The sequence below is a fragment of the Pseudomonas sp. ENNP23 genome (assembly GCF_001728945.1).
GTDB lineage: Bacteria > Pseudomonadota > Gammaproteobacteria > Pseudomonadales > Pseudomonadaceae > Metapseudomonas > Metapseudomonas otitidis.
Map to the genome: position 1 here is coordinate 78,672 of NZ_LYSP01000013.1, position 26,607 is coordinate 105,278.

Sequence of the window (26,607 nt, forward strand, 5' to 3'; positions counted from 1 at the left end):
TCACACAATCATCGCCACGGCCAACGGCAGCAGCACCGCCGTCGCCACCCCCATCAGGCTCATCGCCAACGCCGCGAAAGCGCCGCACTCCTCGCCCTCCTGCAGCGCACGGGCGGTGCCCACCGCATGGGCGGTAATACCCAGCGCCATGCCTTGCGCGGCCGGGTGGTGGACGCCGACGCGGCGCAGCATCTCCGGCCCGAGCATGGCCCCGGCCACCCCGGTGATGAGCACGAACACCGCCGCCAGCGCCGCCACACCGCCGATCTGCTCGGCCACCAGCATGGCGATGGGCGAAGTGACCGACTTGGGCGCCATGGTCATCAACACCATGTGCTCGGCGCCGAACACCCAGGCCAGGCCGACGCCCATCGCCGTGGCCACCAGCCCGCCGAGGGCCAGGGTCAGCAGCGTCGGCCAGAACAACAGGCGAATGCGCTTGAGGTTGAGGAACAGCGGCACTGCGAGCGCCACCGTGGCAGGGCCCAGCAGCAGGTTGAGCAGCGTGGTGCTCTGGCGGTACTCGTCATAGCCGACGCCCAGCGGCACCAGCACCGCGATCACCAGCGCCATCGACACCAGCACCGGCTGCAGGAACATCAGCCGGGAGCGCTCGTACAACGAACTGGCCAACTGGTAGGCGGCGAGGGTAAGACCCACACCGAACAACGGGTGGTGCACCACGGCCTGCCAGGCCGGTTGCCATGCCAGGCTCATGCCTTGCCCTCCCCGCTGTCGCGGCGGTCGATCAACCGTTGCATCAGCCACCCCACGAACAGCAGGGTGAAGAACGCCGACAACGCCAGCGCACCGACCACCGCCCAGGCGTCCTCCCAGATCGCCTGCGCGTAGACCATCACCCCCACCGCCGGCGGCACCAGCAGCAGCGGCAGGTAACGCAACAGGGCGCCGGACGCCACCGTCAGCGGCTCCCCGACCTCGCCCCGAACGACGAGGAACACGAACAACAGCACCAGCCCGATGATGGGGCCGGGCAGCATGTGCAGGAACAGGGCGTTCAGCCCGGTGCCGAGCAACTGGAACAGCACCAGCCAGGTCAAGCCACGCAGCAGCATGAGGGGTCTCCAGACAGTCTTCCGTCCCTGCTCCGTCTCCGCAGGCCCGTCGCAGACGGGCCGGAACCAGGGTGGGCCATTATAGGCACGCCTGCCCTGCCCGCTATAACCCGCCATTCGCAGAGACCATGCCGGCTTGACCAGGCCCGAACCCCGTGCTGATCTACGCCAAAGCGTCGGGCGAGCCAGCCCGCCACAAGAAGAAGAAAAAACCGTCCACGGAGGATGAAGCATGCCGTTCGTACCCGTTGCAGAACTGAAAAGCTACATTGGCAAGGACCTGGGCCACTCCGAGTGGCTGACCATCGATCAGGAACGCATCAACCAGTTCGCCGAATGCACCGGCGACCACCAGTTCATCCATGTCGACCCGGAGAAGGCCAAGCGCACCCCCTTCGGCACCACCATCGCCCACGGCTTCCTCAGCCTGTCGCTGATCCCGGTGCTGTCGGAAAAACTGCTGGTGCTCCCCGAAGGTCTGAAGATGGGCATCAACTACGGCCTGGACAGCGTCCGCTTCATCCAGCCGGTGCCGGTTAACTCGCGGGTACGCCTGGCCCTCACCGTGCTCGACGTCACCGAGAAGAACCCCGGCCAGTGGCTGATCAAGGCCCGCGCCACCCTCGAGATCGAAGGCCAGGCCAAGCCGGCCTACGTCGCCGAGTCCCTCAGCCTCTGCTTCGTCTGACGCCCCCGGCGCCGCTGCGAAAGCAGCCGGCGCCTCTCGCCCCGAGCGTCTCGTCTCGCTAGAATGCCGCCCACCCCGCCCAGGGGACTCTCCAACCGCACCGTCTACAAGGACAGTTCCATGACCGAAAAGCGCATCCTGCCCGCCTTCCTGCTCTGCTTCTTCCTCGGCACCTTTGGCGCCCACCGTTTCTACGCCGGCAAGATCGGCACCGCCATCCTGCAGATCCTCACCCTCGGTGGCCTGGGCATCTGGACCCTGATCGACTTCATCATGATCATCGTCGGCGCCTTCACCGACAAACAGGGCAACAAGATCACCCAGTGGACCTGATCGGCCTCACACGTCCGCTACAAAAGCCCGCTCACGCGGGCTTTTTTACGCCACACTAGGGCAGCCATTCAGCCAGGGACTGCCGATGAAAGCCCTTCTTCCCCTCAGCCTTGCCGTGTTGCTCGCCGCCTGCGGCGAGGGCGAGCCCATCACCCCGCCCGACGCCCGACTGCCCGATGGCGCCCGCTACCGGGGCGAGGTGGTCGACGGCCTGCTGCAAGGCCCCGGCCGCCTCGACTACACCAATGGCACTTGGTTCGAAGGCCGCTTCAAGGACGGCCAGGCCAATGGCCAGGGCCGCTGGCACGGCCCGGAAGGCGTGGCGTACGAAGGCGAGTTCCGCGACGGCCTGTTCGACGGCAAGGGCCGCATGACCTACCGCGACGGCACCGTCTATGAAGGCGGTTTCAAGGGCAACCGTTTCGACGGCGAAGGCCGCCTCGCGCAAGGTGAGATGGTCTACCAGGGCGGCTTTCGCAACGACCAGTACCACGGCCTCGGCACCCTGCGCATGCCCGACGGCAGCGAGCACCAGGGCCGCTTCCGCAACGGCCAGCCCGACGGCCCCGGCGTGCTCACCGACAGCGAAGGCAACCGCTTCAGCGGCACCTTCAAGCAGGGCCAACTGAACGGCGAAGGCGACTACCAGGGCAGCGACGGCGACCGCTACAGCGGCGGCTTCGCCAGCAACCGCTTCAACGGCAAGGGCCGCTACCAGAACGCCGAAGGCGCGGTGTGGAGCGGTGAGTTCCGCAACGGCACGCTGACCGGCAAGGGCGAATACAAGGGTGCCGACGGCGAGCACTACCAGGGCGCCTTCCGCACCTGGCGCTACCACGGCCAGGGCGACCTGCACCTGGCCGACGGCAGCCACTACGTCGGCGGCTTCGCCAACGGTCGCTACGCCGGCGACGGCACCCTCACCCTGGCCAGCGGCGAGCAGGAGCGCGGCACCTGGCGCAACGGCCGCCGCGTGCGCGATGCCGCCGGCCAGGCACTGCCCGACCCGCTGGAGGTCGGCCTGCTGCAACAGGGGCGCCTGCTGGACGAGGCCCTCAGCGCCGTCCCGCCGTCCACCCCGGCCCCCGAGCTGTACAGCCTGAGCCTGGGCGGCGATGGCCGCCAGAGCGTGTTCCTGCGGGAAGCCGACTACGCCGCCAAGCTGATGAGCGACCGCTTCGCCGCCCGTGGCCACATCACCCTGGTGAACCACCGCGACCACATGGCCGACCGCCCCCTGGCCACCCGCGAGAGCCTCGCCCGCGCCGTCGAGACCCTGGCCACGCGCAGCGGCCCGGAAGACCTGGTGTTCCTCTACCTCACCAGCCACGGCTCCGCCGACCACCAGCTCGCCCTGGAGCAACCCGGCCTGCAACTGTCCGACCTCGCCGCCGCCGACCTGGCCACCCTCCTCGCCCCCCTGCGCGACCGTCACAAGGTGCTGGTGATCTCCGCCTGCTACTCCGGCGGCTTCATCCCCGCCCTGAAGGACGACAAGACCCTGGTGATGACCGCCGCCCGTGCCGATCGCGTGTCCTTCGGCTGCTCCGACGACAACGACTTCACCTACTTCGGCCGCGCCCTGCTGGCCGACGCCCTGAACCAGACCGACGACCTCCAGCGCGCCTTCAAGCTCGCCCGCGAGGCAGTCGCCAAATGGGAGAAGGAGGACGACTTCGAACCATCCGAACCGCAGATCTGGGCTCCCAAGGCCGTGCTCGCCCACTGGAAGCGCCTGCGCGCCAACCAGGCCCTGCAGGCACTGGCCGACAAGCCGGCGGACGGGGCCAAAACCCCGGCCAGCCACTAAGCTGAACCTGTGTCAGCGGAGAGACAGCCACCATGCACCTGACGCCCCAGCACATCCTGCTCGCCGGCGCCACCGGCCTCACCGGCGAGCACCTGCTCGACCGCCTGCTCAACGAGCGCACCGTCGAGCGCGTGCTCGCCCCCTCGCGCCGCCCGCTCGCCGCCCATCCGCGCCTGGAAAACCCGGTGGGCGAGCTGGCCGACCTGCTGCCCCAGCTCGGCGGCCCCATCGACACCGCCTTCTGCTGCCTGGGCAGCACCATCCGCCAGGCCGGCTCCCAGGAGGCCTTCCGCGCCATCGACCTCGACCTGGTGATGGCCGTCGGCCGCCGCGCCCTTGAACTGGGGGCACGGCACTACCTGGTCATCAGCGCCCTTGGCGCGGACCGGGGCTCATCGGTCTTCTACAACCGCGTCAAGGGCGAGATGGAAGACGCCCTGCGCGACCAGGGCTGGCCGCAACTCACCCTCGCCCGCCCCTCCCTGCTGCTCGGCCCGCGCCAGGAGTTCCGCCTCGGCGAACGCCTCGCCGCCCCGCTGATGCGCCTGATCCCCGGCAAGTACCGGGGCATCGAAGCCTGTACCCTGGCCCGCGCGCTCTGGCGCCTGGCTCTGGAGACCGGCGAAGGCACCCGCGTGGTGGAATCGGACGAACTGCGCCGCCTGGGCCGCTGAAGCGCCCCAGGCCTTGGCCGGAACGCCCGCGACACCCAACCGACCGCGCCTGTAGGGTGGACAGCTCCGCAGCCCCAGGAAGGGAACGCCCATGCAGTTCTACGACCGCCACATCCTGCCGCGCCTGATCGACTACGCCTGCGGCATGGGCCACGTCATGAAGACCCGCTCCCAGGTGGTGCCCAACGCCGAGGGCGAGGTGCTGGAGATCGGTATCGGCACCGGCCTCAACCTCGCCTTCTACGACCCGCAGCGGGTCAGCCGGGTGACCGGCGTCGATCCCGCCGCGCAGATGCAGGCCCTGGCCCGACAGCGCGCCGCCGCCATCGCCATCCCGGTGGAAACCATCGCCCTGGAGCTGGGCGAGATCCGCGCCGACGACGGCCGCTTCGACAGCATCGTCTGCACCTTCACCCTCTGCACCATCCCCGACGCCGTCGCCGCCCTGCGGGAAATGCGCCGCGTGCTCAAGCCCGGCGGCCGCCTGCATTTCGCCGAGCACGGCCTGGCCCCGGACCCCGGCGTGGTGCGCTGGCAGCAACGCCTCACGCCGCTGTGGAAACCGCTGGCCGGGGGCTGCCACCTGGACCGCGACATCCCCCGCCTGATCGAGGCCGGCGGCTTTCGCATCGGCGACCTGAACACCCGCTACCTGCCCGGCCCGCGCCCCATGACCTTCGTCTACAGCGGCTGGGCGGATTGACCGGCGCCCCGGCATTCGGGTTAGCCTTGCCCGCTCCGCACGCAGACAGGGACCGACATGCGCACCCTCACCACCCTCACCGGCAACAGCCAGAAACTCGACGGCGGCGCCATGTTCGGCAACGCCCCGCGCGCCCTCTGGGAGCGCTGGATGGCCCCGGATGCCCTCAACCGCATCGACCTCGGTTGCCGCGCCCTGCTGGTGCGTGAAGGCGAACGCAACGTGCTGGTGGAAACCGGCATCGGCGCCTTCTTCTCCCCGGACCTGAAGCAGCGCTACGGCGTGCAGGAGAGCCACCACGTATTGCTCGACAGCCTGGCGGCTGTGGGCCTCGGCCATGCCGACATCGACGTGGTGCTGCTCACCCACCTGCACTTCGACCACGCCGGCGGCCTGCTCGCCCCCTGGGAAGAAGGCCAGCCGCTGCGCCTGCTGTTCCCCAATGCCCGCTTCATCACCGGCCGCCGCCAATGGCAGCGCGCCTGCACACCCCACGCCCGTGACCGCGCCTCCTACATTCCCGAACTGCTGGAACTGCTGCAGGCCAGCGAGCGGCTGGAGCTGCTGGAAGACGGCGAACAGAGCACCACCCTCGGCGCCGACTGGCGCTTCCACTGGAGCGATGGCCACACCCCCGGCCAGCTCCTGCCGGAAGTGCAGATGCCCGATGGCCCGGTGGTGTTCAGCGGCGACCTGATCCCCGGCGCCCCCTGGGTCCACCTGCCCATCACCATGGGCTACGACCGCTTCCCCGAGGGCCTGATCGAAGAGAAGGAAGCCCTGCTGGCCGACCTGCTGGCCCGCAATGGCCGCCTGGTCTTCACCCACGACCCGGCCGTCGCCATCGGCCGGGTGACCCGCGACGCCAAGGGTCGCTACGGGCTTGCCGACAGCCTGCCCGACGTCCGCGACCTGGCGTGCTGACCCCCGACCAAGGACCGATCCCATGAGCCTGGAATCCGTGCGCGCCTTCTTCGCCAGCAAGGCGCCGGACATCGCGATCATCGAACTCGAAACCAGCACCGCCACCGTCGCCCTGGCCGCCGAGGCCCACGGTGTCGAGCCCGGCCGCATCGCCAAGACCCTGGCGTTCCGCGTTGGCGAAGATGCCGTGCTGGTGGTGGCCCGCGGCGATGCCCGCATCGACAACCGCAAGTTCAAGGAAACCTTCGGCGCCAAGGCGCGGATGCTCGACGCCGAAACCGTGGAGGCCCTCACCAGCCACCCGGTGGGCGGCGTCTGCCCCTTCGGCCTGGCCACCCCGCTGCCGGTCTACTGTGACCGCTCGCTGCAAGCCTTCGAAGAAGTCGTCCCCGCCGCCGGCGCCATCCACAGCGCCGTTCGCATCACTCCCGAACGCCTGGCCGACCTCGTCGCCGCCCAATGGGTGGACGTGTGCCAGGACCTGGCCTGAGCCTCGGCTCACGCTCGCGCCAGACAGCGACGTAGCCCGGGCTTCAGCCCGGGAGCACGCCCCCGCCCAATCAGTTGCCGCCGCGAATCCCCAGCCCTATCCCCAGCTCCCCCGCCACGGAAAGCGGCAGCAGCAGGGTGTCCAGCAACGCGCTGGCGGGCAGGTCGACGGCCGGACAGGTCGGAGGTTCGGTGCCGAAACGGTCGATGGGGCAACAACCGTCATGGAGGGCGTACCAATCGAGCCGGGTGCCGGAGTAGATGATCGGCGCACCGGGCTTGGCGGCGTTGAGGGTGGTGACGCTGGCGCAGCCCGGCAGGGCCAGCGCCAGCAACAGCGCGAGTGCGCCGTTATTCATCGCTCACCCGATGGTGCTCGCCCCAGCGCGGCAGCATGTCCTGGGGGATGTCCAGCAGGTTGAGGATGCGCGCGACCACGAAGTCCACCAGGTCATCGAGGGTCTGCGGCTGATGGTAGAAGCCCGGCGACGCCGGCAGGATCACCGCGCCGAGGTTGGACAGCTTGAGCATGTTCTCCAGGTGGATGCTGGAGTACGGCGCCTCGCGGGGGACCAGGATCAGTTGGCGGCGCTCCTTCAGGGCCACATCGGCCGCCCGCTCGATCAGGTTGTTGCAGGCCCCGGTGGCGATGGCCGAGAGGGTGCCGGTGGAACAGGGCACCACCACCATCGCCGCCGGTGCGCCGGAGCCGGAGGCCACCGGGGCCATCCAGTCCTCCTTGCCGTACACACGGATCTGCCCCGGCGTGGCGCCGGTGTACTCGTTGAGGAACGCCTGCATCGCCTGGGGCTTGGCCGGCAGGGTGACGTCGGTCTCCGTCGCCATCACCAACTGCGCGGCCTTGGAGATGAGGAAGTGCACCTCGCGATCCTCCCGCACCAGGCAGTCCAGCAGGCGCAGGCCGTACTGGGCGCCGGAGGCGCCGGTCATCGCCAGGGTGACGCGTTCAGGGCCGCTCATGTCAGCCCTCCAGCGCCTGGGCCAGCTTGCCGTGCAGGCCGCCGAAGCCACCGTTGCTCATGATCACCACCTGGGTGCCCGGCACCGCGAGGGCCTTCACGCCCTCGATGATGGTTTCCAGCGAATCGCACACGCGGGTCGGTACGCTGGAGCCGGCCACCGTGGCGGCGAGGTCCCAGCCGAGGTTCGGCGGCGCGTACCAGAACACCTGGTCAGCCAGCTTCACCGACTCGGGCAGCCCATCGCGGTGGGCGCCCAGCTTCATGGAGTTGGAGCGCGGCTCGATCACCGCGATCACCGGCGCATCGCCCACGCGCTTGCGCAGGCCGTCCAGGGTGGTGGCGATGGCGGTGGGGTGGTGGGCGAAATCGTCATAGACGGTCACGCCCCTGACCTCGGCCACCTTCTCCATGCGTCGCTTGACGCTCTGGAAGGCCGACAGCGCCGCCACGCCCAGCTCCGGCACCACGCCCACATGGCGCGCCGCAGCCAGGGTCGCCAGGGCGTTGGCCACGTTGTGCTGGCCGGTGAGGCTCCAGTCCACCGTACCGGCGACCTGCCCCTCGAACAGCACCTCGAAGCGCGAGCCGTCCTCGCTGAGCAGGCGCGCCCGCCACTGGCCGCCCTCGCCGGTGGTCTGCACCGGGGTCCAGCAGCCCATGCCCAGCACCCGCACCAGGGCGCTTTCGGCAGTGGGATGGATGATCAGCCCCTCGCCGGGGATGGTCCGCACCAGGTGATGGAACTGCCGCTCGATGGCCGCCAGGTCCGGGAAGATGTCCGCATGGTCGAACTCGAGGTTGTTGAGGATCGCGGTGCGCGGGCGGTAGTGGACGAACTTCGAGCGCTTGTCGAAGAAGGCGCTGTCGTACTCGTCCGCCTCCACCACGAAGAACGGCGTGCCGCCCAGGCGCGCGGAGACGCCGAAGTTCTGCGGCACCCCACCGATGAGGAAGCCCGGGCTCATGCCCGCGTGTTCCAGCACCCAGGCCAGCATGCTGGTGGTAGTGGTCTTGCCGTGGGTGCCGGCCACCGCCATCACCCAACGCCCCTGCAGCACATGGTCCGCCAGCCACTGCGGGCCGGAGACGTAGGGCAGCCCCTTGTTCAGCACGTGCTCCACCGCCGGGTTGCCGCGAGACAGCGCGTTGCCGATCACCACCAGGTCCGGCGCCGGCTCCAGGTGAGCCGGGTCATAGCCCTGCATCAGCTCGATGCCCTGGGCCTCCAGCTGGGTACTCATGGGGGGATAGACGTTCGCATCGGAGCCGGTGACGCGATGGCCCAGCTCCTTGGCCAGCACCGCCAGCGAACCCATGAAGGTGCCGCAGATGCCGAGGATGTGGATATGCATGGATGACCTCTGGAAACGGGCCGCCGGGGCCCGGGAAAACTTGGCGCAGGTTAGCACAGGGGCCCGTGCCGGGCCTGATCCCACGCTGCATGTAGAGCATCGGCCGGCGGATTCATTCACCACCCCGAAACGAAAAAGCCCCGCCAATTGGCAGGGCTCCTCGTCACGCGCTCAGGGGATCACTGCCAGTTGGCGGCGATCACCAGGTTCAGCTCCTCGCGCTGGGCCGCCGTGAGATTGCCCTCGCCGCCCGGCGGTACGCCGAACGCGGCCATGGCATCCACCAGGCTCTGCACCTGGCTGTCCAGCAGCGTCTTGCCGTCGGCCGACTTGAACTGGTCGAGGTGGTAGGCGCTGCCGCTGTACCAACTGGAGACGGTTACCTGCTCCGAGCCGCCGACCACGCTCACTTCCAGACCGTTACCGTTCTGGCGGAACCAGAGCGCCTCTACCGGGATGTTCTCGCCGAACAGCAGGGTGTCCACACTGCCGACGCCCGCATCGTAGTTGCTGATAAGGTCACGACCGTCACCCCGACCAAACAGGTAGGTGTCGGAGCCGGCGTCGCCTCTGAGCACGTCATCCCCGGCACCGCCGTCTAGCAGATCGTTGCCGGAGCCGCCAAGCACCGAGTCGTCGCCGGACAACCCGAACAGGCTGTCGTCGCCTTCCTTGCCATCGAGCACGTCATCGCTGGCGAAGCCAATCAAACTGTTATTGCCGAATCCACCCAGAAGCAACTGGGCCTTAAGCTGCTCCGGCAGCCACTGGGTGCCGTCGGCGAAGCGGATCTGCTCGACGGTACCGGTACCGAAACAACCCACGACACGTAGCCTGTCGGACGAGCCCAGCCGGTGCAGCAGCAAATCGTCACCTTCATGGCTGATAGCGAAATCGCGAGGCCGGATGTCCGCGGTGAACTCGATGACATCCAATGTGCCAGCCGCATCATCCACCACGTCCTGACCCCAACCTTGGGTGAAACGGTAATAGTCGTTGCCTTCACCTCCCTGAAGCTGGTCGTTGCCCGAACTACCATCGAGCGAGTCGTTGCCGGCACCGCCCTGCAACAGGTTGTTACCGGCGTTGCCGATCAGGTCGTTGTCCAGATCGTTGCCGATGCCCTGGAGGTTGGCGGCGCCGAACAGCCTCAGATTTTCCAGCCCGGCACCAAGGGTATAGGACACGCTGGCTTCAACCGTATCGATGCCGCTGGTATCGACGATCACATCTCCTTCGGAGTCGACCCCATAGACATCGTTACCTGCGCCGCCTCGCAGGGTGTCATTGCTCGGACCACCGATCAGGCGGTCGTTGCCGTTGCCACCGTCCAGCAGGTCGGCGCCGCTACCACCGTCGAGGGTGTCGTTGCCGTCGCCACCGAAGATACTGTCGTTGCCAGCCCCGCCGCTGATGATGTCGTCGCTGGCATACCCAGTGAGACTGTCGTGGCCGTTTTCGCCTTGCAGCGCAAGTAACTTGACGGTCGCCAGGTTCCAGCGCGTTCCGTCGGCGAAGCGAATTTCCTCCACCGCATAGGTGGTGATGCCCTCGTTCTGGAAGTAACCGGTGACAGTGATACGGTCGGTGCTGCCCACCAGTCTCAACACCAAGTCTGCACTGCTGCGCGAAACCTGAATATCGCCAGGCAGGATGCCCGCCGCGAACTCGATGGCATCCAGGCCATTGGAGCCCGCTTCGAAGTTGACGATCGTGTCCGTCCCCCAGCCCCGGGCGAAGCGGTAGACGTCATTGCCGACGCCGCCTTCCAGGGTGTCATTGCCGCCTTCGCCGCTGAGCGTGTCGTTGCCTGCATTGCCCCTGAGGTAGTTGGCGCCCTGGTTGCCGGTGATCAGGTTGCTGGCACTGTTACCGGTTCCATTGAGATTGGCGCTGCCGGTCAGGCGCAGGTTCTCGAGGTTGGCCCGCAAGGGCGAGGTGATGCTGATGCTGGATTCAAGGGTATCGATGCCCTGGTTCGGGCTCTCCTGGATCACGTCGCCCAGGGAGTCGACCACGTAGGTGTCGTTACCCAGCCCACCTATCAGCGTGTCATTGCCGGTACCGCCATCCAGCAGGTCGTTGCCGCTGCCACCGATCAACAGGTCATTGCCGTCGGCGCCATAGAGGGTGTCGTGGCCCAGTCCGCCATCGAGGGTATCAGCCGTGTTGAAGCCATTGATGAGGTCGTTGCCATCGCTCCCCTGCAATACCAGATTGCGCACCTGGGTAATCGTCCAGACATCCCCATTGGCAAAGCGGATTTCCTCGATGGCATTGGCACCCACGCCGTTGCCGGTGAAGTACCCCACCACGCGCAGGCTGTCAGAGGTGCCTTTGAGGCTCAGGAGCAGGTCGTCACCCTGGTGTATCAATTGGAGGTCACCCGGCAGGATGTCGGCAGCGAACTGGATGCTGTCGAAACCGTCGCCATAGTCGGTGACCACGTCCTGACCCCAGCCGCGACTGAAGAAGTAGACGTCATCGCCCTTGCCACCGCTGAGCTGGTCGTTGCCGGCACCGCCTTCAAGGCGGTCATTGCCGTCACGCCCCTCGAGCTTGTTGTTGCCCGCATTACCGGTCAGCTCGTTGTTCAACTCGTTGCCGAAGCCCTGGATGTTCGCCGAACCGGTTAGCACCAGATTCTCGAACGCCGCGCCCAGGCCATGGCTGACGCTGCTGCGCACGGTGTCCACGCCAGCTCCGCTGGCTTCATGGATCGATACGGAAGCCTGGTTGACGACATAGGTGTCGTTGCCGGCCCCACCTTCCAACCGGTCGAAGCCTTCGCCACCGTCCAGCCAATCATCGCCATCGCCACCCAGCAGGCTGTCGTCGCCTGCGCCGCCGTGGAGGCTGTCGTTACCGGCCCCGCCCTCCAGAGTGTCCTTGCCGTCCAGCCCGTACAGGCGGTCGTTGCCGGCTCCACCCTTGAGGCGGTTGTTGCCGCTGTTGCCGGTCAGTTCGTTGTCCAGCTCGTTGCCATAGCCGTCGACATCGGCACTGGCGGTCAGCACCAGGTTCTCCAGCGCATAGCCCAGCACATGGGTCACGCTGCTGCGCACGGTGTCGATGCCGCCTCCAGCGACTTCCAGGATGGCGCTGTAGCCTTCGCCCAGCACATAGGTGTCGTTGCCCAGGCCGCCCGAGAGCCGGTTGTAGCCCTGGCCGTCGTCCAGCCAGTCGTCGCCATCGCCCCCCTCAAGGGTGTCATCACCTGCGCCGCCATTCAGGATGTCGTTACCAGCCCCGCCGATAAGCAGGTCGTTGCCACCGCGACCATCCAGCAGGTCATCCCCCTGGCCACCGTCGAGGGTGTCGGAGAAATCACTGCCCACCAGCGTATCGTTGCCGGCGGTGCCGCCGCCGAGCATCTGCAGGACCTGGAGCGGTCGCAGGACCTGGTCGGCGAAGCGAATCTCCTCGATGGCCTCGGCCGCGAAAACGTCCGGATTGAAGTAGCTGCGGACGATGATCTGGTCGCTGCTGCCGCGACGCGACAGGATCAGGTCATTGCCTGCACGGCTGAACATGACGTCGCTTGCGGGTACGTCGAGCTCGATCGAGTCAAAACCGCCCTCCAGGACAGGCAACTCGTCGATGAGTACCTGCCCCCAACTGCCGGTAATCCGATAGGTGTCGTTCCCGGTGCCACCGACCAGGGTGTCGAACCCCTGGCTGCCTTCCAGGGTGTCGTTGCCGGCACCGCCCAGCAGCAGGTCATTCCCGCCACCGCCATTGAGCAGGTCATCCCCCTGGCCACCGTCGAGGGTATCGTCGAGCGGGGTTCCCACCAGGTTGTCGTTGCCGGGCGTTCCGTTGCGCAGCATTTCCAGCACCTGCAACGGCCGCCAGAGCTGGTCGGAGAAACGAATCTCCTCGACGGCCTCGGGTCCGAAGACATCGTCGTTGAAGTAATTGCTCAGGGTGATCCGGTCGCTGCTGCCCTGGCGCAGCAGGATCAGGTCGTTGCCGGCGCGATTGACCCGCACGTCGGTCGAGGCCACGTCGTAGAGTTCGAGCACATCGAAGCCGCCGGCCAGCGAGACGGGTTCGTCGATGACCACCTGCCCCCATGGCCCGACCAGCCGGTAGGTGTCGTTGCCCAGCCCGCCCATGAGGGTGTCGAAACCCAGGCTGCCTTCCAGGGTGTCGTCGCCATCTCCGCCCAGCAGCAGGTCATCACCCGCACCACCGTTCAGCAGGTCGTTGCCGTCCCGGCCCTCTATCGTGTCGGCACCGGCGGTGCCCATCAGCGTGTCAGCGCCGGGGCTGCCCACCACCTGCGCCCCCTGGGGTTCCAGCCTCTGCATCACACTCGAAGGCGTCCACAGGGTGCCATCGGGAAAGCGGATCTCGAAGACGTCCGGGGAGCCTGGCTGGGCTGAGTAGAAGTAGTTGCGCAGGATCACCTGGTCACGCCCGGTTGCCAGCGTCAACACCAGATCGCCGTTCACCTGGCGGCAAGTGACGTCCGCAGGCTGCACGCCAGGCTCGAATGCGAGGACGCTCCGGCCCCAGTCGCCACCACCGTCCTCGATCACATCCCGCCCGCTGCCGAAACCGAATCGATAGACGTCTTCCCCCGCGCCCCCGACCAGGGTGTCATTGCCCAGGCCACCGGTCAGGGTGTCGTTACCGCCCCCACCCACCAGCCGGTCGTCCCCGCCCAATCCGTCGATACGATCGCTGTCGTCACTGCCGATCAGCGTGTCGTTACCCTGTGTTCCCTGCATTTCCATAGCTGCTCCTTTGGTGGTCACCACGACCGAACAGGCCCGCACCCGGCGTCATGGCATGGCCAGCGACAGGTACGGGGTGAAAAGACTGTGGGGCTTGGCCCGCCCTCCTAGGCGCCGACAGCAGCCGAGGTGAGCCCGAGGGCCTCCAGATACCCGGCGATCCCCGCCTGGGTGGAATAGCCGGCGGCAGTCGCCCGGGCTTGCTGGCGCAGGGCCTGGAAGCGCTCGGGCTCGGACAGCGCCTGCACGACACGCTCGGCGATGGCCCCGGTATCGAAGAAGTCCACCAGCCGCCCATTGCGCCCGTCTTCGATCACCTCGCGCACTGGCGCGGTGTCCGACGCCACCACCAGGCAGCCGCTGGCCATCGCCTCCAGCAGGGACCACGACAGCACGAAGGGGTAGGTCAGGTAGAGGTGCACGGCAGACACCTGCAGCACCTGCTTGTAGGTGGCGTAGGGCACCTTGCCGAGGAAGTGCACGCGCGCCGGGTCGATGGGGTTTTCCGCCAACAGCTTGCTGCGCCAGTTGGCGGCATCCTTCGGCCGGCTGCCGTAGCTGACCTCATCCCCGCCCACCACCACCACCTGGCACCCCGGGTGCGCGGCGAGGATGCGCGGTAGCGCCCGCATGAAGCTGTGGAAGCCCCGGTAGGGCTCCAGGTTGCGCGCCACATAGGTGAGGATCGGCTGCCCGGCCCTCAGCACCTGCCCATCGGGCAATGCCAGGGTGGCCTCCGGGTCCGGGCCCAAACCGGCCGTGTCGATGCCCTCGTGGATCACCCGCATTCCGTCACGGTAGGCCGCCGGGTGCAGGCTGCGCTGCCACCGAGTGGGCGTGATGGCGAGGTCGCAGTTCTCCAGGTTCAGCAGGTGCAGCGCGTTGCGACTGCGGATGCTCGCCGCCCCGTGGGTGTCTAGCGGGAACTCCGGGTCGAAGCCCGCGTCAGCCCCCTGGGCCCGGTAGTAGTACTCGCAGAAGTGGATCAGCCGCGCCGACGGGAACGCCTCCCGCACATACAGGCTCTCGCCCCAGCCGGGGTGAGCGACCACCACATCCGGCCGGTAGCCCTTGGCTTTCAGGTCCAGCAACAGGCGCAGTACCTGCTGCCCATGCAGCACGCCATCCTCGAAGCTGCGCACGTAGGGGTGCGTCTGCGCACTCGCCTTGCGGTGGGGCTTGTAGCGCAACAACCGCACATCCGGCAGTCCCGGCGCCTGCTCGCGACCGATGGCCAGGACCTCCACATCGTCCCGCCTCGCCAAGTGGGCGGCGAGGTGACGGAATTGCCCCGGGAAATTCTGGTGAATGAACAACACACGCATCCTGCTGCAACTCCTTCTGCAGTGCTTCCCTCGCTGCCGCTCGCGGTCTTGCCACCACGAGCCGGCCAGAAATCATGGCATTGCGCCAGGTGCGAAGGATGAACCGGGACGGGGGAGCAAGGAAAGCAGGGCGCGTGATGCGGCTCACGAATGGGTGAGCGATAGTCCGTCGATAGAGGGTTATCAGCGGACAAACTCAATACCCCCTATTTTATTAAAGGACAATGCCCTACGAACCACTTTCAGCTCCACATAGAAAATGACGCTTACACATCCAGCACGCAAACATCCAACAGCTCAATATTCAAATTTCAATTTGAAACCCCAATTCCCGTCTTCTTTCAGGAACACCGAACAGAAGAGCTCTCGCCACAGTGTGCCGTGCTCACGAAATACATCCAGATGTTGATACAGTAGATCGATCACTTCATCCGCAGGCTCCAGTAGGTCCTGTCTACCCTCAGGGCTGCTGATCCTTACAGTTAGCCCCTGATACTCGCCCTCCTCCACCCGTACTGCGTGCATCTCGATCTGGTTCCAGCTTTCAGGCGTAGCACCAATGAGGACCTTGACCAGTTCCAAGTCCAGAGGTGCGTGTTTCTCGTACAACATCTCCACTTGACACGTCCCTCTTTACGTTAGGCGCGTACCGCGCCAGCCAGACTTCTGCAACCTATCTCTATATATTTTATTCGAATCGAACGCCTGTCGCAGATCAACGCTCATCAAGCACTCAATATATTCATCAGAAAGGCAGTACTGATGCTCACGAATAGAGTGAACGATAGAAAGCGGAGAGGCGTATATTAAGTCACCAGCCGGAATCCATAATTCAGAATTACGAATAAAAGAACCACTACTCCTTGTATATTTTATCTCTCCACACTGTAAACAGTGTGGCAACTCCCTGTCTGACCCCATAAAAGGAATGAAGGGCGAAACGCTCTCCAGTACATCGGAAAGACGCGCCAGCAAAGCGTACGACGGCTGTCGCCTTGGGATGTCTCCAAACACATCGACCCAGCCGACGTTAAGAACCCCACTCAGCTTATATGGCGAAATATATCGCTCATACACACTCAACTCTGGAAAGTAGCTGTTCTCAAACTCGCCACGGGCATCGCTTGCTGCGTTCCGGCAGAAACCCGTGCCATTCAAAAACGACCAAGGCGTAAAATCCACCTTATCAATGAATGCGTCCGCGTATACGCCATAATCCCTCACCTCCCCACTAATTATTACTCTCCACGATCCATCCTTCTTGTATTCTTCTAACTCATTGGCCACCTCAAACTTTAGCCAACTCGGCAGGTTGTCAAATTCGGCTTGACCTCCATCTTGAGCGATCTCTTTAACTATATAGAGCACTATCTCCCAAGCCGGCATATCACCTTGATGATGCAGCCCCATAAGAACGACTAAACCATGAAAAAAACTACTCTCCACGCCCAACACTCCATGCCCACGAACCACTCATCACCAAATGAATCCAGACTCCACTCCCGCAGAAAAAAAGAACACTGAATCCATCAGCACCTTATCAATCCACTGTATTACCAAGGTATCTTGCCCATAGAATTTGAAGTCGAATCGCAATAAAAATCGCCATCATTTTATGCGTAGTGCAAGCACACAAAAAACTGGAGAACCCGACATTACATCTTGTATGAAAAAAGCGCCTACCCACACATTGTAGAGAGCCCCATCAAGAACAGAGATCAGGTTTTGACGTCAGGATAAGCGTTTCTTAACGCATCCATCCCGTCAAAGTAGCGCCCCCTCGCCATCAGAAAATCCACAACCTGCAAGTAAAGCAGGTCATTACATATCTGATTAAAGAACAGCAGGTTGAACTGAACGACACACACCGTGCGACCCGGCCCGAGAACAAAATATCCGTCAAGCTCCATACCATCTTTAGTCAGGAACTGAACCAGCTCTTCCTCGCTATATTTCTTCATGCTGTTGGCCCTCCCAGGAATGGAAACGCTCTAAGTCCGGTAAAAGAAATCGCCTCCGTGTCGCATGTCACTGGGACGGCCCCCTCGATGCAATCCTCCAGCGCTCTCACCCAGCCCGGTCCTTGTGGGGTACCGGAACTGAAAAACTCGACAGGCAACCAGAATCCCATCAGGTCCTTTTCGAAACACAAATTACTGAGCACCATTCGCCTGAAGCTTTCGGTGCTGTCTTGCTGGACGAAAATCTCGTCTACCGGCAACGGAACATCGCCGTCTCCCATACGCTTGAACGCTACTGGAACGGGCCGGATGATCGACAGCGCCAGTTTCGCCTCCGATGCTGCCGTAACTGTGCCTCCTGCAGATATGACCTCGATGACTGCGCCGCTTTGCTGGCCTCGATAAACACCTTTTTCGGGAGGTTGCGTCGAGTTGCAGTTGGCCAATGCCGTTTGAAAAGTCCGTCCCCCTGCTCTCATTGGCCTAAGGTCAATTTCGCTGAGCATGAATGCCACATCTAGTCTCCCGAACGCTCTTGCATAACTGTCATACCGTATAGGCGGCTCACTCTACGCCCACCCCCTCCAAAAACGCCCCAATCACCCGCCTCGCCCCCTGCTCCTTCAGGCACACCAGCGTTTCCGTCATGCGCGATTCGAAGTCGAGGATGGGCAGGACGCGCACGCCGCGCCCGGCGCCGAGTTCGGCGGCGGAGACGATGCCGACGCCGAGGCCGGCCATGACCATTTCGAACACCGCCTCGCGGCCTTCCACCTCGATGGCGGGGAGGACTTCCAGGCCGGCGCGGTGCATTTCGTCCTCCAGCATCTGCCGGGTCATGGAGCCTTCCTCCCGCAGCACCAGCGGGGTGCGGTGCAGGTCGGCCAGGTGCAGGGACTCGCGCGGAGCCCAGGGGTGGCTGTCGGCGACGAAGGCCACCAGGGGGCCGCTGCTGAGGACGTGGCTGATCAACCGCTCGTCGTCCACCGGGCGGCCGAGCACGGCGAAGTCGGCCTGGTAGTCGAACAGGCGGCGCAGGGATTCGTCGCTGTTGCCCGTCACCAGCCGCACGCGGATGCCGGGGTAGCGCTCGCAAAAGCGCGCCAGGTGCGGCAGCAGGTGCATGGGCGCGTCTACTGCCAGGGTGAGGCTGCCGCTTTCCAGGGCGCGGGAGCTGGTGAGCAGCTCCAGTGCCTCGCGCTCGGCAGCGAACAGGCGCTGGGTGATGGCCAGCAGTTGCCCGCCCAGTTCGGTCAGTTGCACCGAGCGCTTGTTGCGGTTGAACAGCAGCACGCCGAAGCGTTCCTCCAGCTTGCGCACCTGGTCGGACACCGCCGGCTGGCTGAGGAACAGCTGCTCCGCCGCGCGGGTGAAATTGCCGTGCACGGCCACGGCATGGAAGGCCTTGAGTTGGGCCTGGGAAACCGACATGTCACCCCCGATAAATAAGCTCAGCTTCTGAGTGAAATACCATAAATCGATTTCAGTTATCTCTCTGAAACGGGTCTCATCCCCTCCAGCACCGCCACCCCGCATCCGCTGGAGATGACCATGACCCACGCCGAATTCCCCACTGCCCATGCCCCGCTGGCCGCTCCGGCGCTGGGCGAGCCCTACCTGCTGACCCCCGGCCCGCTGACCACCTCCCGCGCCACCAAGGAGGCCATGCTGCAGGACTGGGGCTCCTGGGATGCCGACTTCAACCACGTCACCGCCGAGGTGCGCCAGCAGCTCCTGGCGATGGCCGGCGTGCACGACGACCGCTACGCCTGCGTGCCGCTGCAGGGCAGTGGCACCTTCGCCGTCGAGGCCGCCCTGGCCACCGCCATCCCCCGCGACGGCAAGGCCCTGGTGCTGATGAACGGCGCCTACGGCCAGCGTGCCGGCAAGATCCTCGACTACCTCGGCCGTGCCCACATCAGCCTCGACAAGGGCGACTACCTGCCGCCCCAGCCGGAGGAAGTGGACGCCCTGCTGCGCGACCACCCGGACGTCACCAGCGTGTTCCTGGTCCATTGCGAGACCAGCTCCGGCATCCTCAACCCCCTGGCCGAGATCGCCGCTGTGGTACGCCGGCACGGCAAGGTGCTGATCGTCGACGCCATGAGCTCGTTCGGCGCCGTGCCGCTCACGGTGCAGGCAGTGGACTTCGACGTGCTGGTGTCCTCGGCCAACAAGTGCATCGAAGGCATCCCCGGCTTCGGCTTCGTGATCATCCGCCGCTGCCTGCTGGAGGCCTCCGCCGGGCGCGCCCACTCCCTCAGCCTCGACCTGCTGGAGCAATGGCGCTACATGGAGCGCACCGGCCAGTGGCGCTTCACCCCGCCCACCCACAGCGTGGTGGCGTTCCGTGCCGCGCTGGCCCAGCACGCAGCGGAAGGCGGCGTGGCCGGGCGCCTGGCGCGCTACACCCGCAACCGCGACGTGCTGGTGGCCGGCATGCGCCAGATGGGCTTCCGCACGCTGCTGGAGGACCGCTGGCTGTCGCCGATCATCACCACCTTCTTCAGCCCCGATCACCCCCGCTTCGCCTTCAAGCGCTTCTACGACGAACTCAAGGCCCGCCACTTCGTCATCTACCCCGGCAAGCTCACCGAGGCGGAAAGCTTCCGCATCGGCTGCATCGGCCAGATCGACGAGGCCATCGTCCGCCAGTTGCTGGCCGCCATCGCCGACAGCCTCGCCGCCATGCAGGTCACCCTCCCCGGCCAGGCGGCCTGACCCCAGCGGCCGCGCCCCGGCGCGGCCCCCTGTCGGCAATGCCGGCGAGGAGTTGCCTAGCGCACAGCCCACCCACGCCTGACGCCCCGACCGCTGCCCTTCTGACCAGGCCGGGCGTTTAGACAGCCAGGACACACCACAAGAACAACAACCTCTCCTCATGCACTGTCCACAGGGGTCAGAACCCATGCACACCTCACCCGGCTCCACCGCCCGCGGCTGGCAATCGCTGCACCGCTGGCGGGTCCAGATCTTCCTCATCACCTGGCTGGCCTACGCCGCCTTCTACTTCACCCGCAAGGCCTTCTCGGTGGCCAAGCTCGGCATCGCCGAGGACCCGACCTTCGAGCTGGACAAAGCCGCCATGGCCAACCTCGATGCGCTCTACCTCGGCGCCTACGCCGTGGGCCAGTTCACCTGGGGGCTGTTCGCCGACCGCTTCGGCCCACGGGTCGTGGTCTTCGGCGGCCTGCTGATCTCGGCCCTGGCGGCCCTGGCCATGGGCACCTTCGCCACCCTGCCGATCTTCGTCAGTTGCATGCTCATCCAGGGCCTGGCGCAGTCCACCGGCTGGTCGGGGCTGTGCAAGAACATCGGCAGTTTCTTCGCCACCCAGGAGCGCGGCCGGGTGCTGGGCTACTGGAGCACCTGCTACGCCTTCGGCGGCCTGGTGGCCACGCCCTTCGCCGGCTGGTGGGCCTTTGACGTGTTCCACGACTGGCGCGCGGCGTTCGTCTCCTGCGCGCTGGTGGTGCTGGGCGTGGCCGTGCTGTTCTGGCTGCTGCAACGCAACCGCCCGGAAGACGTCGGCCTGCCACCGCTGGAAAGCACGCCGGCTGCCGACCCGACCGCCGTGCGCCCCGGGCACTGGCGGGTGCTGCGCAAGGTGCTGGCCAACCGGCCGGTGCTGGCACTGGGCCTGGCCTACTTCCTGCTCAAGCCGGCGCGCTACGCGATCCTCCTGTGGGGCCCGGTGATCGTCTACGAGCGGATGCCGGCCATCGGCAAGGTGGCCTCCGCCATCGTCCCCACGGCCTTCGAAGTGGCCGGGCTGGTGGGGCCGATCCTCATCGGCATCGCCTCGGACAGGCTCTTCGGCGCCCGCCGCATGCCCGCCTGCGTATTCAGCCTGGCGGCCCTCACCCTGTGCCTCGCGCTGTTCGTACCGGCCATGCAGAGCGGCAGCCTGTACCTGGTGGTGGGCCTGCTGTTCCTCATGGGCATGACCCTTTACGGCCCGGACTCGATGATCAGCAGCTCCGCCGCCGTCGACTTCGGCACCCAGGAAGCGGCCGGCACCGCCGCCGGCTTCGTCAACGGCTGCGGCTCGGTGGGCGCCATCCTCGGCGGCCTGCTGCCGGGCTACTTCGACACCACCACCGTGTTCCTCGCCTTCACCTTCGCCGCCCTGCTGGCCAGCCTGCTGCTGGTGCCGTTCTGGAACAGCCGGCCGCAACCCGAAACACCCCCTGCCATACCGCTCCCAGGCGGTCTGGCCAACGCCCGAACCTGAACCCCGACGGAGAATCACCATGAACTACCAACACCCCACCCGCCTGCAGGCCGCCGTGCTCGACTGGGCCGGCACCGTGGTCGACTTCGGCTCCTTCGCCCCCACGCAGATCTTCGTCGAAGCCTTCGCCGAGTTCGGCGTCGCCGTCTCCCTGGAAGAAGCCCGTGGCCCGATGGGCATGGGCAAGTGGGACCACATCCGCACCCTCTGCAACCTGCCCGCCATCGCCGAACGCTACCGCGCCGCCTTCGGCCGGCTGCCGACCGACGACGACGTCACGGCCATCTACGAGCGCTTCATGCCGCTGCAGATCGAGAAGATCGGCGTCCACTCGGCGCTCATCCCCGGCGCCCTGGAGGCCATCGCCGCGCTGCGCCAGCGCGGCCTGAAGATCGGCTCCTGCTCCGGCTACCCCAAGGCGGTGATGGACAAGGTGGTGGAGCTGGCCCGGGGCAACGGCTACATCGCCGACCACGTGGTGGCCACCGACGAAGTGCCCAACGGCCGCCCGCACCCGGCCCAGGCCCTGGCCAACGTCATCGCCCTCGGCATTGAGGACGTGGCCGCCTGCGTGAAGGTGGACGACACCTGGCCGGGCATCCTCGAAGGCCGCCGGGCCGGCATGTGGACAGTGGCCCTCACCTGCTCCGGCAACGCCCTGGGCCTGACCTGGGAGCAGTTCAAGGCCCTCTCGCCCACGGAACTGGAGCGCGCGCGCCAGCGCATCGGCCAGCTCTTCGAAGGCGCCCGCCCGCACTACCTGATCGACACCATCGCCGACCTGCCGAAGGTGATCGACGCCATCAACGCCCGACTGGCACGGGGGGAAATGCCACAGAGCGCGTGAAGAAACCGCTGGAGGGCACCCGTAGGGGCGACTTCAGTCGCCAAGCAGCCCGCAGGGCTGCCACTGCCCGGTGCCACAGGTAGCACCGCTGGTGGATGAAAAGAGCGTCATCCCCCCTACGCCCAGATGGGCCCCCGCAATGAACGAACCCGCCAATCGGCGGGTTCTTCACGTGCTGGGGTTCCTGGGCTGAAGCCCGGGCTACGCAGGCCGTGTCACAGGCTGCGCGTCTCGATGGCGTGCTTGCGCAGCTTGCGGTACAGCGTGTTGCGGCTGATGCCCAGTTGCTCGGCGGTGCGGGTCATGTGCCAGCGCTGGCTTTCCAGCGCACCCAGCAGGGCGACGCGCTCGGCATCGTCCAGCGGGTTGGCCGGCGTTTCGGCCCGCGTCACCGGTGCAGCCTGCTCGCGGATGTCCCGGGGCAGGTCGGCCAGGCGGATCACCCCGTCCTCGCACAACGCCACCAGGGTGCGCAGCACGTTGCGCAACTGGCGCACGTTGCCCGGCCAGGGATGCGCCAGCAGGGCCTGGCGGGCGGCATCGTCGAGGCGCACCACCTGGCCGCGCGCCTCCTCCCGCAGCAGGTGCTCCAGCAGCGGCTCCCGGTCGCTGCGTTCGCGCAGCGGCGGCAGGTCGATGACCAGGCCGTTGAGCCGGTAGTACAGGTCCTCGCGGAAGTCGCCGGCCTGCACGCGGGCCTCCAGGGCGCGGTGGGTGGCGCTGATGATGCGCACGTCCACCGCCTGGGCCTCGCCGCCGATGGGCACCACCTGGCGCTCCTCCAGCACCCGCAGCAGGCGGGTCTGCAGGGCCAGGGGCATGTCGCCGATCTCGTCGAGGAACAGCGTGCCGCCGTCGGCCTGCTGCAGCTTGCCGCGCATGCCTTCCTTGCGGGCGCCAGTGAAGCTGCCGCCGCGATAGCCGAACAGCTCGCTCTCGATCAGCGATTCCGGGATCGCCGCGCAGTTCAGCGCGATGAAGGGCCGCTCGGCCCGCGAGCTGGCCCGGTGCACGGCCTTGGCGAAGGCCTCCTTGCCGGAGCCGGTCTCGCCGTTGACCAGCAACGGCACGTCCCGCTCGTAGACCTTCACGGCCCGGCGGAAGTCCGCCTGCAGCACCTCATCCCCGAGGCACAGGCCCGGTGCCGCCGGGCGCTCCACCACCAGCGGGGCCACCGGCATCGGCCGGGGCGCCTGGCCGCGCAGCGCCGCATGCAGCACCCGGCCGTTGCGTGCCCGCAGCGGCCAACTGGCATTGGGTTGGGGCTGGGCGCGGGCCAGCAGGTCGTCCAGGCGGCAGTCGAAGCAGGCCTCCACCGTGGTGCCCAACAGGCGCTCGCGGCTGCTGTCCAGCAGGTTGATGGCGCCCTGGTTCACCGCGCGGATGCGCCCCTCGCCGTCGAAGGCCATCAGCCCTTCGCTGAACAGGCCGACGTACTCGGCCTGCAGGTGGAAGCGCAGCAGCCACTCGCCCTCGAAGCGGCGCAGGAAGTAGCAGCTCTCGATCATCTTCGCCGAGAGGTTGACCAGCGCCATGGTGTGGAACTGGCTCTGGCGGGACATGGCACGCCGCGCCGAGGAGACGTCGAGCACCGCCAGCAGCTCGCCATGGGGGTCGAACACCGGGCTCGCCGAGCAGGTCAGCCCGGTGTGCAGGCTGCGGAAGTGCTCGTCCTGGTGGATGGTCAGCGCCTGGCGCTCCACCAGGCAGGTGCCGATGCCGTTGGTGCCCTCGCGGGCCTCGCTCCAGTCGGCGCCCAGCCACAGGCCGGCCTGCTCGAAGGCATTGCGCTCGGCCGCGGCCGTCACGCAGTTGAGGATCACACCGCGGGCATCGGTCAGCAGCACCGCGTGGCCGGTACCGGAGAGCTGGTGATAGAGGCTGTTCATCTCGCCGTTGGCGATCTCCAGCACCTGCTGCATGCGCTCGCGGCACTCCAGCATCCGCGCGTGCTCCAGCACGGCGGGCGGGCGCGGCAGGGCCGGGTCCAGGTTGTAGTCCTCCAGGCAACGCAGCCAGGAGCGGGCGATGGAAGGGTCGGCAGCGGGCCCGCTCGACTGGGCCTTGCCCTGCGCCAGGGTCAGCACTTGCTGAGCATGGCGGCTCAGGTGGTCGTGCATGTCTTGTTGTTCTCCGCAGCGGGGGTCCGGGAGGCAGCCCGGCGCCCAGGACGGGCACCCACGTCGCCGCAGCATCCTCCAGCGCCACGCCCTTTGCAACGCCCGGATGACCCATGGGTCATCGGGCTGTGCCAGATACGTGACAAACTGTCACCTGACCTATACCAGCCCTGCCACAACGACACAGTCGCGACACCCCCGAAAATAGCCACAAGCCACGCCGGCCGGGGCTTGCGCTGGTCTGGCCCGCCCCTTGCTCTATGCTACTCACAGCGCTTCGGCGCGTCCTCCACCAACAAGCACAAGAGCCAAGGAGATAGACCATGCGTTACGCACAACCCGGCACCCCCGGCGCCGTCGTTTCCTTCAAGGACCGCTACGGCAACTACATCGGCGGCGAATTCGTACCCCCGGTCAAAGGCCAGTACTTCACCAACACCTCCCCGGTGAACGGCCAGCCCATCGCCGAATTCCCCCGCTCCACCGCCGAAGACATCGACAAGGCCCTCGACGCCGCCCACGCCGCCGCCGATGCCTGGGGCCGCACCTCCGTGCAGGACCGCTCCAACATCCTGCTGAAGATCGCCGACCGCATCGAACAGAACCTCGAAGTCCTCGCCGTCACCGAAACCTGGGACAACGGCAAGGCCGTGCGCGAAACCCTCAACGCCGACATCCCGCTCGCCGTCGACCACTTCCGCTACTTCGCCGGCTGCATCCGCGCCCAGGAAGGCGGCGCCGCCGAGATCAACGACGGCACCGTCGCCTACCACATCCACGAACCCCTCGGCGTGGTCGGCCAGATCATCCCCTGGAACTTCCCGCTGCTCATGGCCGCCTGGAAGCTCGCCCCGGCCCTGGCCGCCGGCAACTGCATCGTCCTCAAGCCCGCCGAACAGACCCCGCTGGGCATCACCGTGCTCATGGAACTGATCGGCGACCTGCTGCCGCCCGGCGTACTCAACGTCGTCCAGGGCTTCGGCAAGGAAGCCGGCGAAGCGCTCGCCACCAGCAAGCGCATCGCCAAGATCGCCTTCACCGGCTCCACCCCCGTCGGCTCGCACATCCTCAAGTGCGCCGCCGAGAACATCATCCCCAGCACCGTCGAACTGGGCGGCAAGAGCCCCAACATCTACTTCGAAGACATCATGCAGGCCGAACCGGCCTTCATCGAAAAGGCCGCCGAAGGCCTGGTCCTCGCCTTCTTCAACCAGGGCGAAGTCTGCACCTGCCCCTCCCGCGCCCTGGTGCAGGAATCCATCTACCCGGCCTTCATGGCCGAAGTGATGAAGAAGGTGAAGGCCATCAAGCGCGGCGACCCCCTGGACACCGACACCATGGTCGGCGCCCAGGCCTCCCAGCAGCAGTACGAGAAGATCCTCAGCTACCTCGACATCGCCCAGCAGGAAGGCGCCGAAGTGCTCACTGGCGGCGCCGCCGAGAAGCTCGAAGGCAGCCTCGCCACCGGCTACTACATCCAGCCGACCCTGCTCAAGGGCCACAACAAGATGCGCGTCTTCCAGGAAGAGATCTTCGGCCCGGTGGTCGGCGTCACCACCTTCAAGGACGAAGCCGAAGCCCTGGCCATCGCCAACGACACCGAGTTCGGCCTCGGCGCCGGCCTCTGGACCCGCGACATCAACCGCGCCTGGCGCATGGGCCGTGGCATCAAGGCCGGCCGCGTCTGGACCAACTGCTACCACCTGTACCCGGCCCACGCCGCCTTCGGTGGCTACAAGAAGTCCGGCGTCGGCCGCGAAACCCACAAGATGATGCTCGACCACTACCAGCAGACCAAGAACCTGCTGGTCAGCTACGACATCAACCCCCTGGGCTTCTTCTGACCCCACCCGCCCCACGAAAAACGCGGCCTCGGCCGCGTTTTTTCGTTTCGAATGACGGGCAGCCGTAGGGTGGATCGCGCTTCACCGATCCACCGCCGGAGCCATTGCCGAACGCCAAATGGTGGATGGGAAGAGCGCCATTCACCCCACGCGAGGCGCCATAAACAACGGGGCCTGGGGAAGGTATGGGAGCGGTTTCAACCGCAAAGAGCTGTTCGGTAAGGGCGCAGCGACAAACGTAGGATGGGCTGAGCTGTGCGAAGCCCATCATTACGGGGCCAGGGCACGGAGCGATGCGGTTCGCACAGCTCACCGCATCCTACGGACATGACCGTGGCGTAGATCACTCTTCATCGATCCACCACCGTAGCCGAGGCGCCATAAACAAAGGGGCACGGGGTGCTGTCCGGTGGACCAGGGACATCGCCCGTAGGGTGGGCTTCAGCCCACGCTGGTTACCGCTGGTGGGCTGAAGCGGAACGCCGCCCGGCCCACCCTACAG

General features: G+C 66.3%; 24 protein-coding genes. 11 read left to right on the forward strand and 13 right to left on the reverse strand.

The features are described 5' to 3' along the window. Both A9G05_RS09920 and A9G05_RS09925 read right to left on the reverse strand, forming a co-directional pair. Positions 1-711, reverse strand: a complete 711-nt coding sequence (locus tag A9G05_RS09920; protein ID WP_139131117.1) for an LrgB family protein — start codon at positions 709-711, stop codon at positions 1-3. A 2-nt stretch (positions 712-713) separates the two neighbouring features. Further along, entirely contained in the window at positions 714-1,076 is a 363-nt protein-coding gene (locus tag A9G05_RS09925; RefSeq protein WP_069560813.1) for a CidA/LrgA family protein, read from the reverse strand. Between the two features lie 232 nt (positions 1,077-1,308). Between A9G05_RS09925 and A9G05_RS09930 the strand changes: the two genes are divergently transcribed. From A9G05_RS09930 to A9G05_RS09960, 7 genes are all read left to right on the forward strand, one after another. Continuing rightward, positions 1,309-1,764 (forward strand): MaoC family dehydratase, encoded by a 456-nt coding sequence (locus A9G05_RS09930; RefSeq protein WP_044410793.1) that lies wholly within the window; start codon positions 1,309-1,311, stop codon positions 1,762-1,764. A 120-nt stretch (positions 1,765-1,884) separates the two neighbouring features. Then, on the forward strand, positions 1,885-2,097 hold the full coding sequence (locus A9G05_RS09935; protein ID WP_021221502.1) for a TM2 domain-containing protein: 213 nt from the start codon (positions 1,885-1,887) through the stop codon (positions 2,095-2,097). Between the two features lie 85 nt (positions 2,098-2,182). Continuing rightward, positions 2,183-3,907, forward strand: coding sequence for a C13 family peptidase (locus A9G05_RS09940; RefSeq protein ID WP_069560814.1), 1,725 nt, complete (start codon positions 2,183-2,185; stop codon positions 3,905-3,907). 32 nt (positions 3,908-3,939) lie between these two features. Continuing rightward, a complete protein-coding gene (locus A9G05_RS09945) occupies positions 3,940-4,581 on the forward strand; it encodes an oxidoreductase (protein WP_069560815.1) in 642 nt (213 codons plus the stop codon). 91 nt (positions 4,582-4,672) lie between these two features. After that, complete coding sequence (locus tag A9G05_RS09950) at positions 4,673-5,284, forward strand: class I SAM-dependent methyltransferase (protein WP_069560816.1); 612 nt, start codon at positions 4,673-4,675, stop codon at positions 5,282-5,284. Between the two features lie 57 nt (positions 5,285-5,341). Further along, complete coding sequence (locus A9G05_RS09955) at positions 5,342-6,208, forward strand: MBL fold metallo-hydrolase (RefSeq protein ID WP_069560817.1); 867 nt, start codon at positions 5,342-5,344, stop codon at positions 6,206-6,208. Positions 6,209-6,230: 22 nt separating this feature from the next. Then, the gene (locus A9G05_RS09960) at positions 6,231-6,698 is read left to right on the forward strand and encodes a YbaK/EbsC family protein (RefSeq protein ID WP_069560818.1); all 468 of its coding nucleotides are present in this window, start codon (positions 6,231-6,233) and stop codon (positions 6,696-6,698) included. Positions 6,699-6,768: 70 nt separating this feature from the next. On the opposite strand, the gene A9G05_RS09965 is transcribed toward A9G05_RS09960, so the two are convergent. The 10 genes from A9G05_RS09965 to A9G05_RS10000 form a co-directional block, all read right to left on the reverse strand. After that, the gene (locus A9G05_RS09965) at positions 6,769-7,056 is read right to left on the reverse strand and encodes a YceK/YidQ family lipoprotein (protein ID WP_069560819.1); all 288 of its coding nucleotides are present in this window, start codon (positions 7,054-7,056) and stop codon (positions 6,769-6,771) included. Next, entirely contained in the window at positions 7,049-7,678 is a 630-nt protein-coding gene (gene ubiX / locus A9G05_RS09970) for a flavin prenyltransferase UbiX (RefSeq protein ID WP_044410813.1), read from the reverse strand. The genes A9G05_RS09965 and ubiX overlap by 8 nt, the downstream gene beginning before the upstream one ends. Position 7,679: 1 nt before the next feature. After that, a complete protein-coding gene (mpl, locus tag A9G05_RS09975) occupies positions 7,680-9,032 on the reverse strand; it encodes a UDP-N-acetylmuramate:L-alanyl-gamma-D-glutamyl-meso-diaminopimelate ligase (RefSeq protein WP_069560820.1) in 1,353 nt (450 codons plus the stop codon). A 179-nt stretch (positions 9,033-9,211) separates the two neighbouring features. Next, on the reverse strand, positions 9,212-13,768 hold the full coding sequence (locus tag A9G05_RS28060) for a calcium-binding protein (RefSeq protein ID WP_171902707.1): 4,557 nt from the start codon (positions 13,766-13,768) through the stop codon (positions 9,212-9,214). Positions 13,769-13,881: 113 nt separating this feature from the next. Beyond that, positions 13,882-15,099 (reverse strand): glycosyltransferase family 4 protein, encoded by a 1,218-nt coding sequence (locus A9G05_RS09985; protein ID WP_069560822.1) that lies wholly within the window; start codon positions 15,097-15,099, stop codon positions 13,882-13,884. 297 nt (positions 15,100-15,396) lie between these two features. After that, positions 15,397-15,717 (reverse strand): hypothetical protein, encoded by a 321-nt coding sequence (locus A9G05_RS09990; RefSeq protein WP_069560823.1) that lies wholly within the window; start codon positions 15,715-15,717, stop codon positions 15,397-15,399. A gap of 15 nt (positions 15,718-15,732) precedes the next feature. Beyond that, a complete protein-coding gene (locus A9G05_RS27175; RefSeq protein ID WP_139131115.1) occupies positions 15,733-16,545 on the reverse strand; it encodes a hypothetical protein in 813 nt (270 codons plus the stop codon). Positions 16,546-16,817: 272 nt separating this feature from the next. Further along, a complete protein-coding gene (locus A9G05_RS09995; RefSeq protein ID WP_069560824.1) occupies positions 16,818-17,060 on the reverse strand; it encodes a hypothetical protein in 243 nt (80 codons plus the stop codon). Next, positions 17,057-17,575, reverse strand: coding sequence for a hypothetical protein (locus A9G05_RS27180; protein WP_139131116.1), 519 nt, complete (start codon positions 17,573-17,575; stop codon positions 17,057-17,059). The genes A9G05_RS09995 and A9G05_RS27180 overlap by 4 nt, the downstream gene beginning before the upstream one ends. Before the next feature lie 49 nt (positions 17,576-17,624). After that, complete coding sequence (locus tag A9G05_RS10000) at positions 17,625-18,491, reverse strand: LysR substrate-binding domain-containing protein (RefSeq protein ID WP_069560825.1); 867 nt, start codon at positions 18,489-18,491, stop codon at positions 17,625-17,627. A 120-nt stretch (positions 18,492-18,611) separates the two neighbouring features. Here A9G05_RS10000 and A9G05_RS10005 point away from each other — a divergent pair, with 120 nt between their 5' ends. The 3 genes from A9G05_RS10005 (at position 18,612) to phnX (ending at position 22,141) form a co-directional block, all read left to right on the forward strand. Beyond that, positions 18,612-19,781, forward strand: coding sequence for a 2-aminoethylphosphonate--pyruvate transaminase (locus tag A9G05_RS10005; RefSeq protein WP_069560826.1), 1,170 nt, complete (start codon positions 18,612-18,614; stop codon positions 19,779-19,781). 187 nt (positions 19,782-19,968) lie between these two features. Further along, on the forward strand, positions 19,969-21,294 hold the full coding sequence (locus tag A9G05_RS10010) for an MFS transporter (protein ID WP_069560827.1): 1,326 nt from the start codon (positions 19,969-19,971) through the stop codon (positions 21,292-21,294). A gap of 19 nt (positions 21,295-21,313) precedes the next feature. Continuing rightward, positions 21,314-22,141, forward strand: coding sequence for a phosphonoacetaldehyde hydrolase (phnX, locus tag A9G05_RS10015; RefSeq protein WP_069560828.1), 828 nt, complete (start codon positions 21,314-21,316; stop codon positions 22,139-22,141). Between the two features lie 215 nt (positions 22,142-22,356). On the opposite strand, the gene A9G05_RS10020 is transcribed toward phnX, so the two are convergent. Then, positions 22,357-24,261, reverse strand: coding sequence for a sigma-54-dependent Fis family transcriptional regulator (locus A9G05_RS10020; RefSeq protein ID WP_069560829.1), 1,905 nt, complete (start codon positions 24,259-24,261; stop codon positions 22,357-22,359). Positions 24,262-24,584: 323 nt separating this feature from the next. On the opposite strand from A9G05_RS10020, the gene A9G05_RS10025 reads away from it, so the two are divergent. Then, positions 24,585-26,105 (forward strand): aldehyde dehydrogenase family protein, encoded by a 1,521-nt coding sequence (locus A9G05_RS10025; protein WP_069560830.1) that lies wholly within the window; start codon positions 24,585-24,587, stop codon positions 26,103-26,105. Positions 26,106-26,607 lie beyond the last annotated feature (502 nt).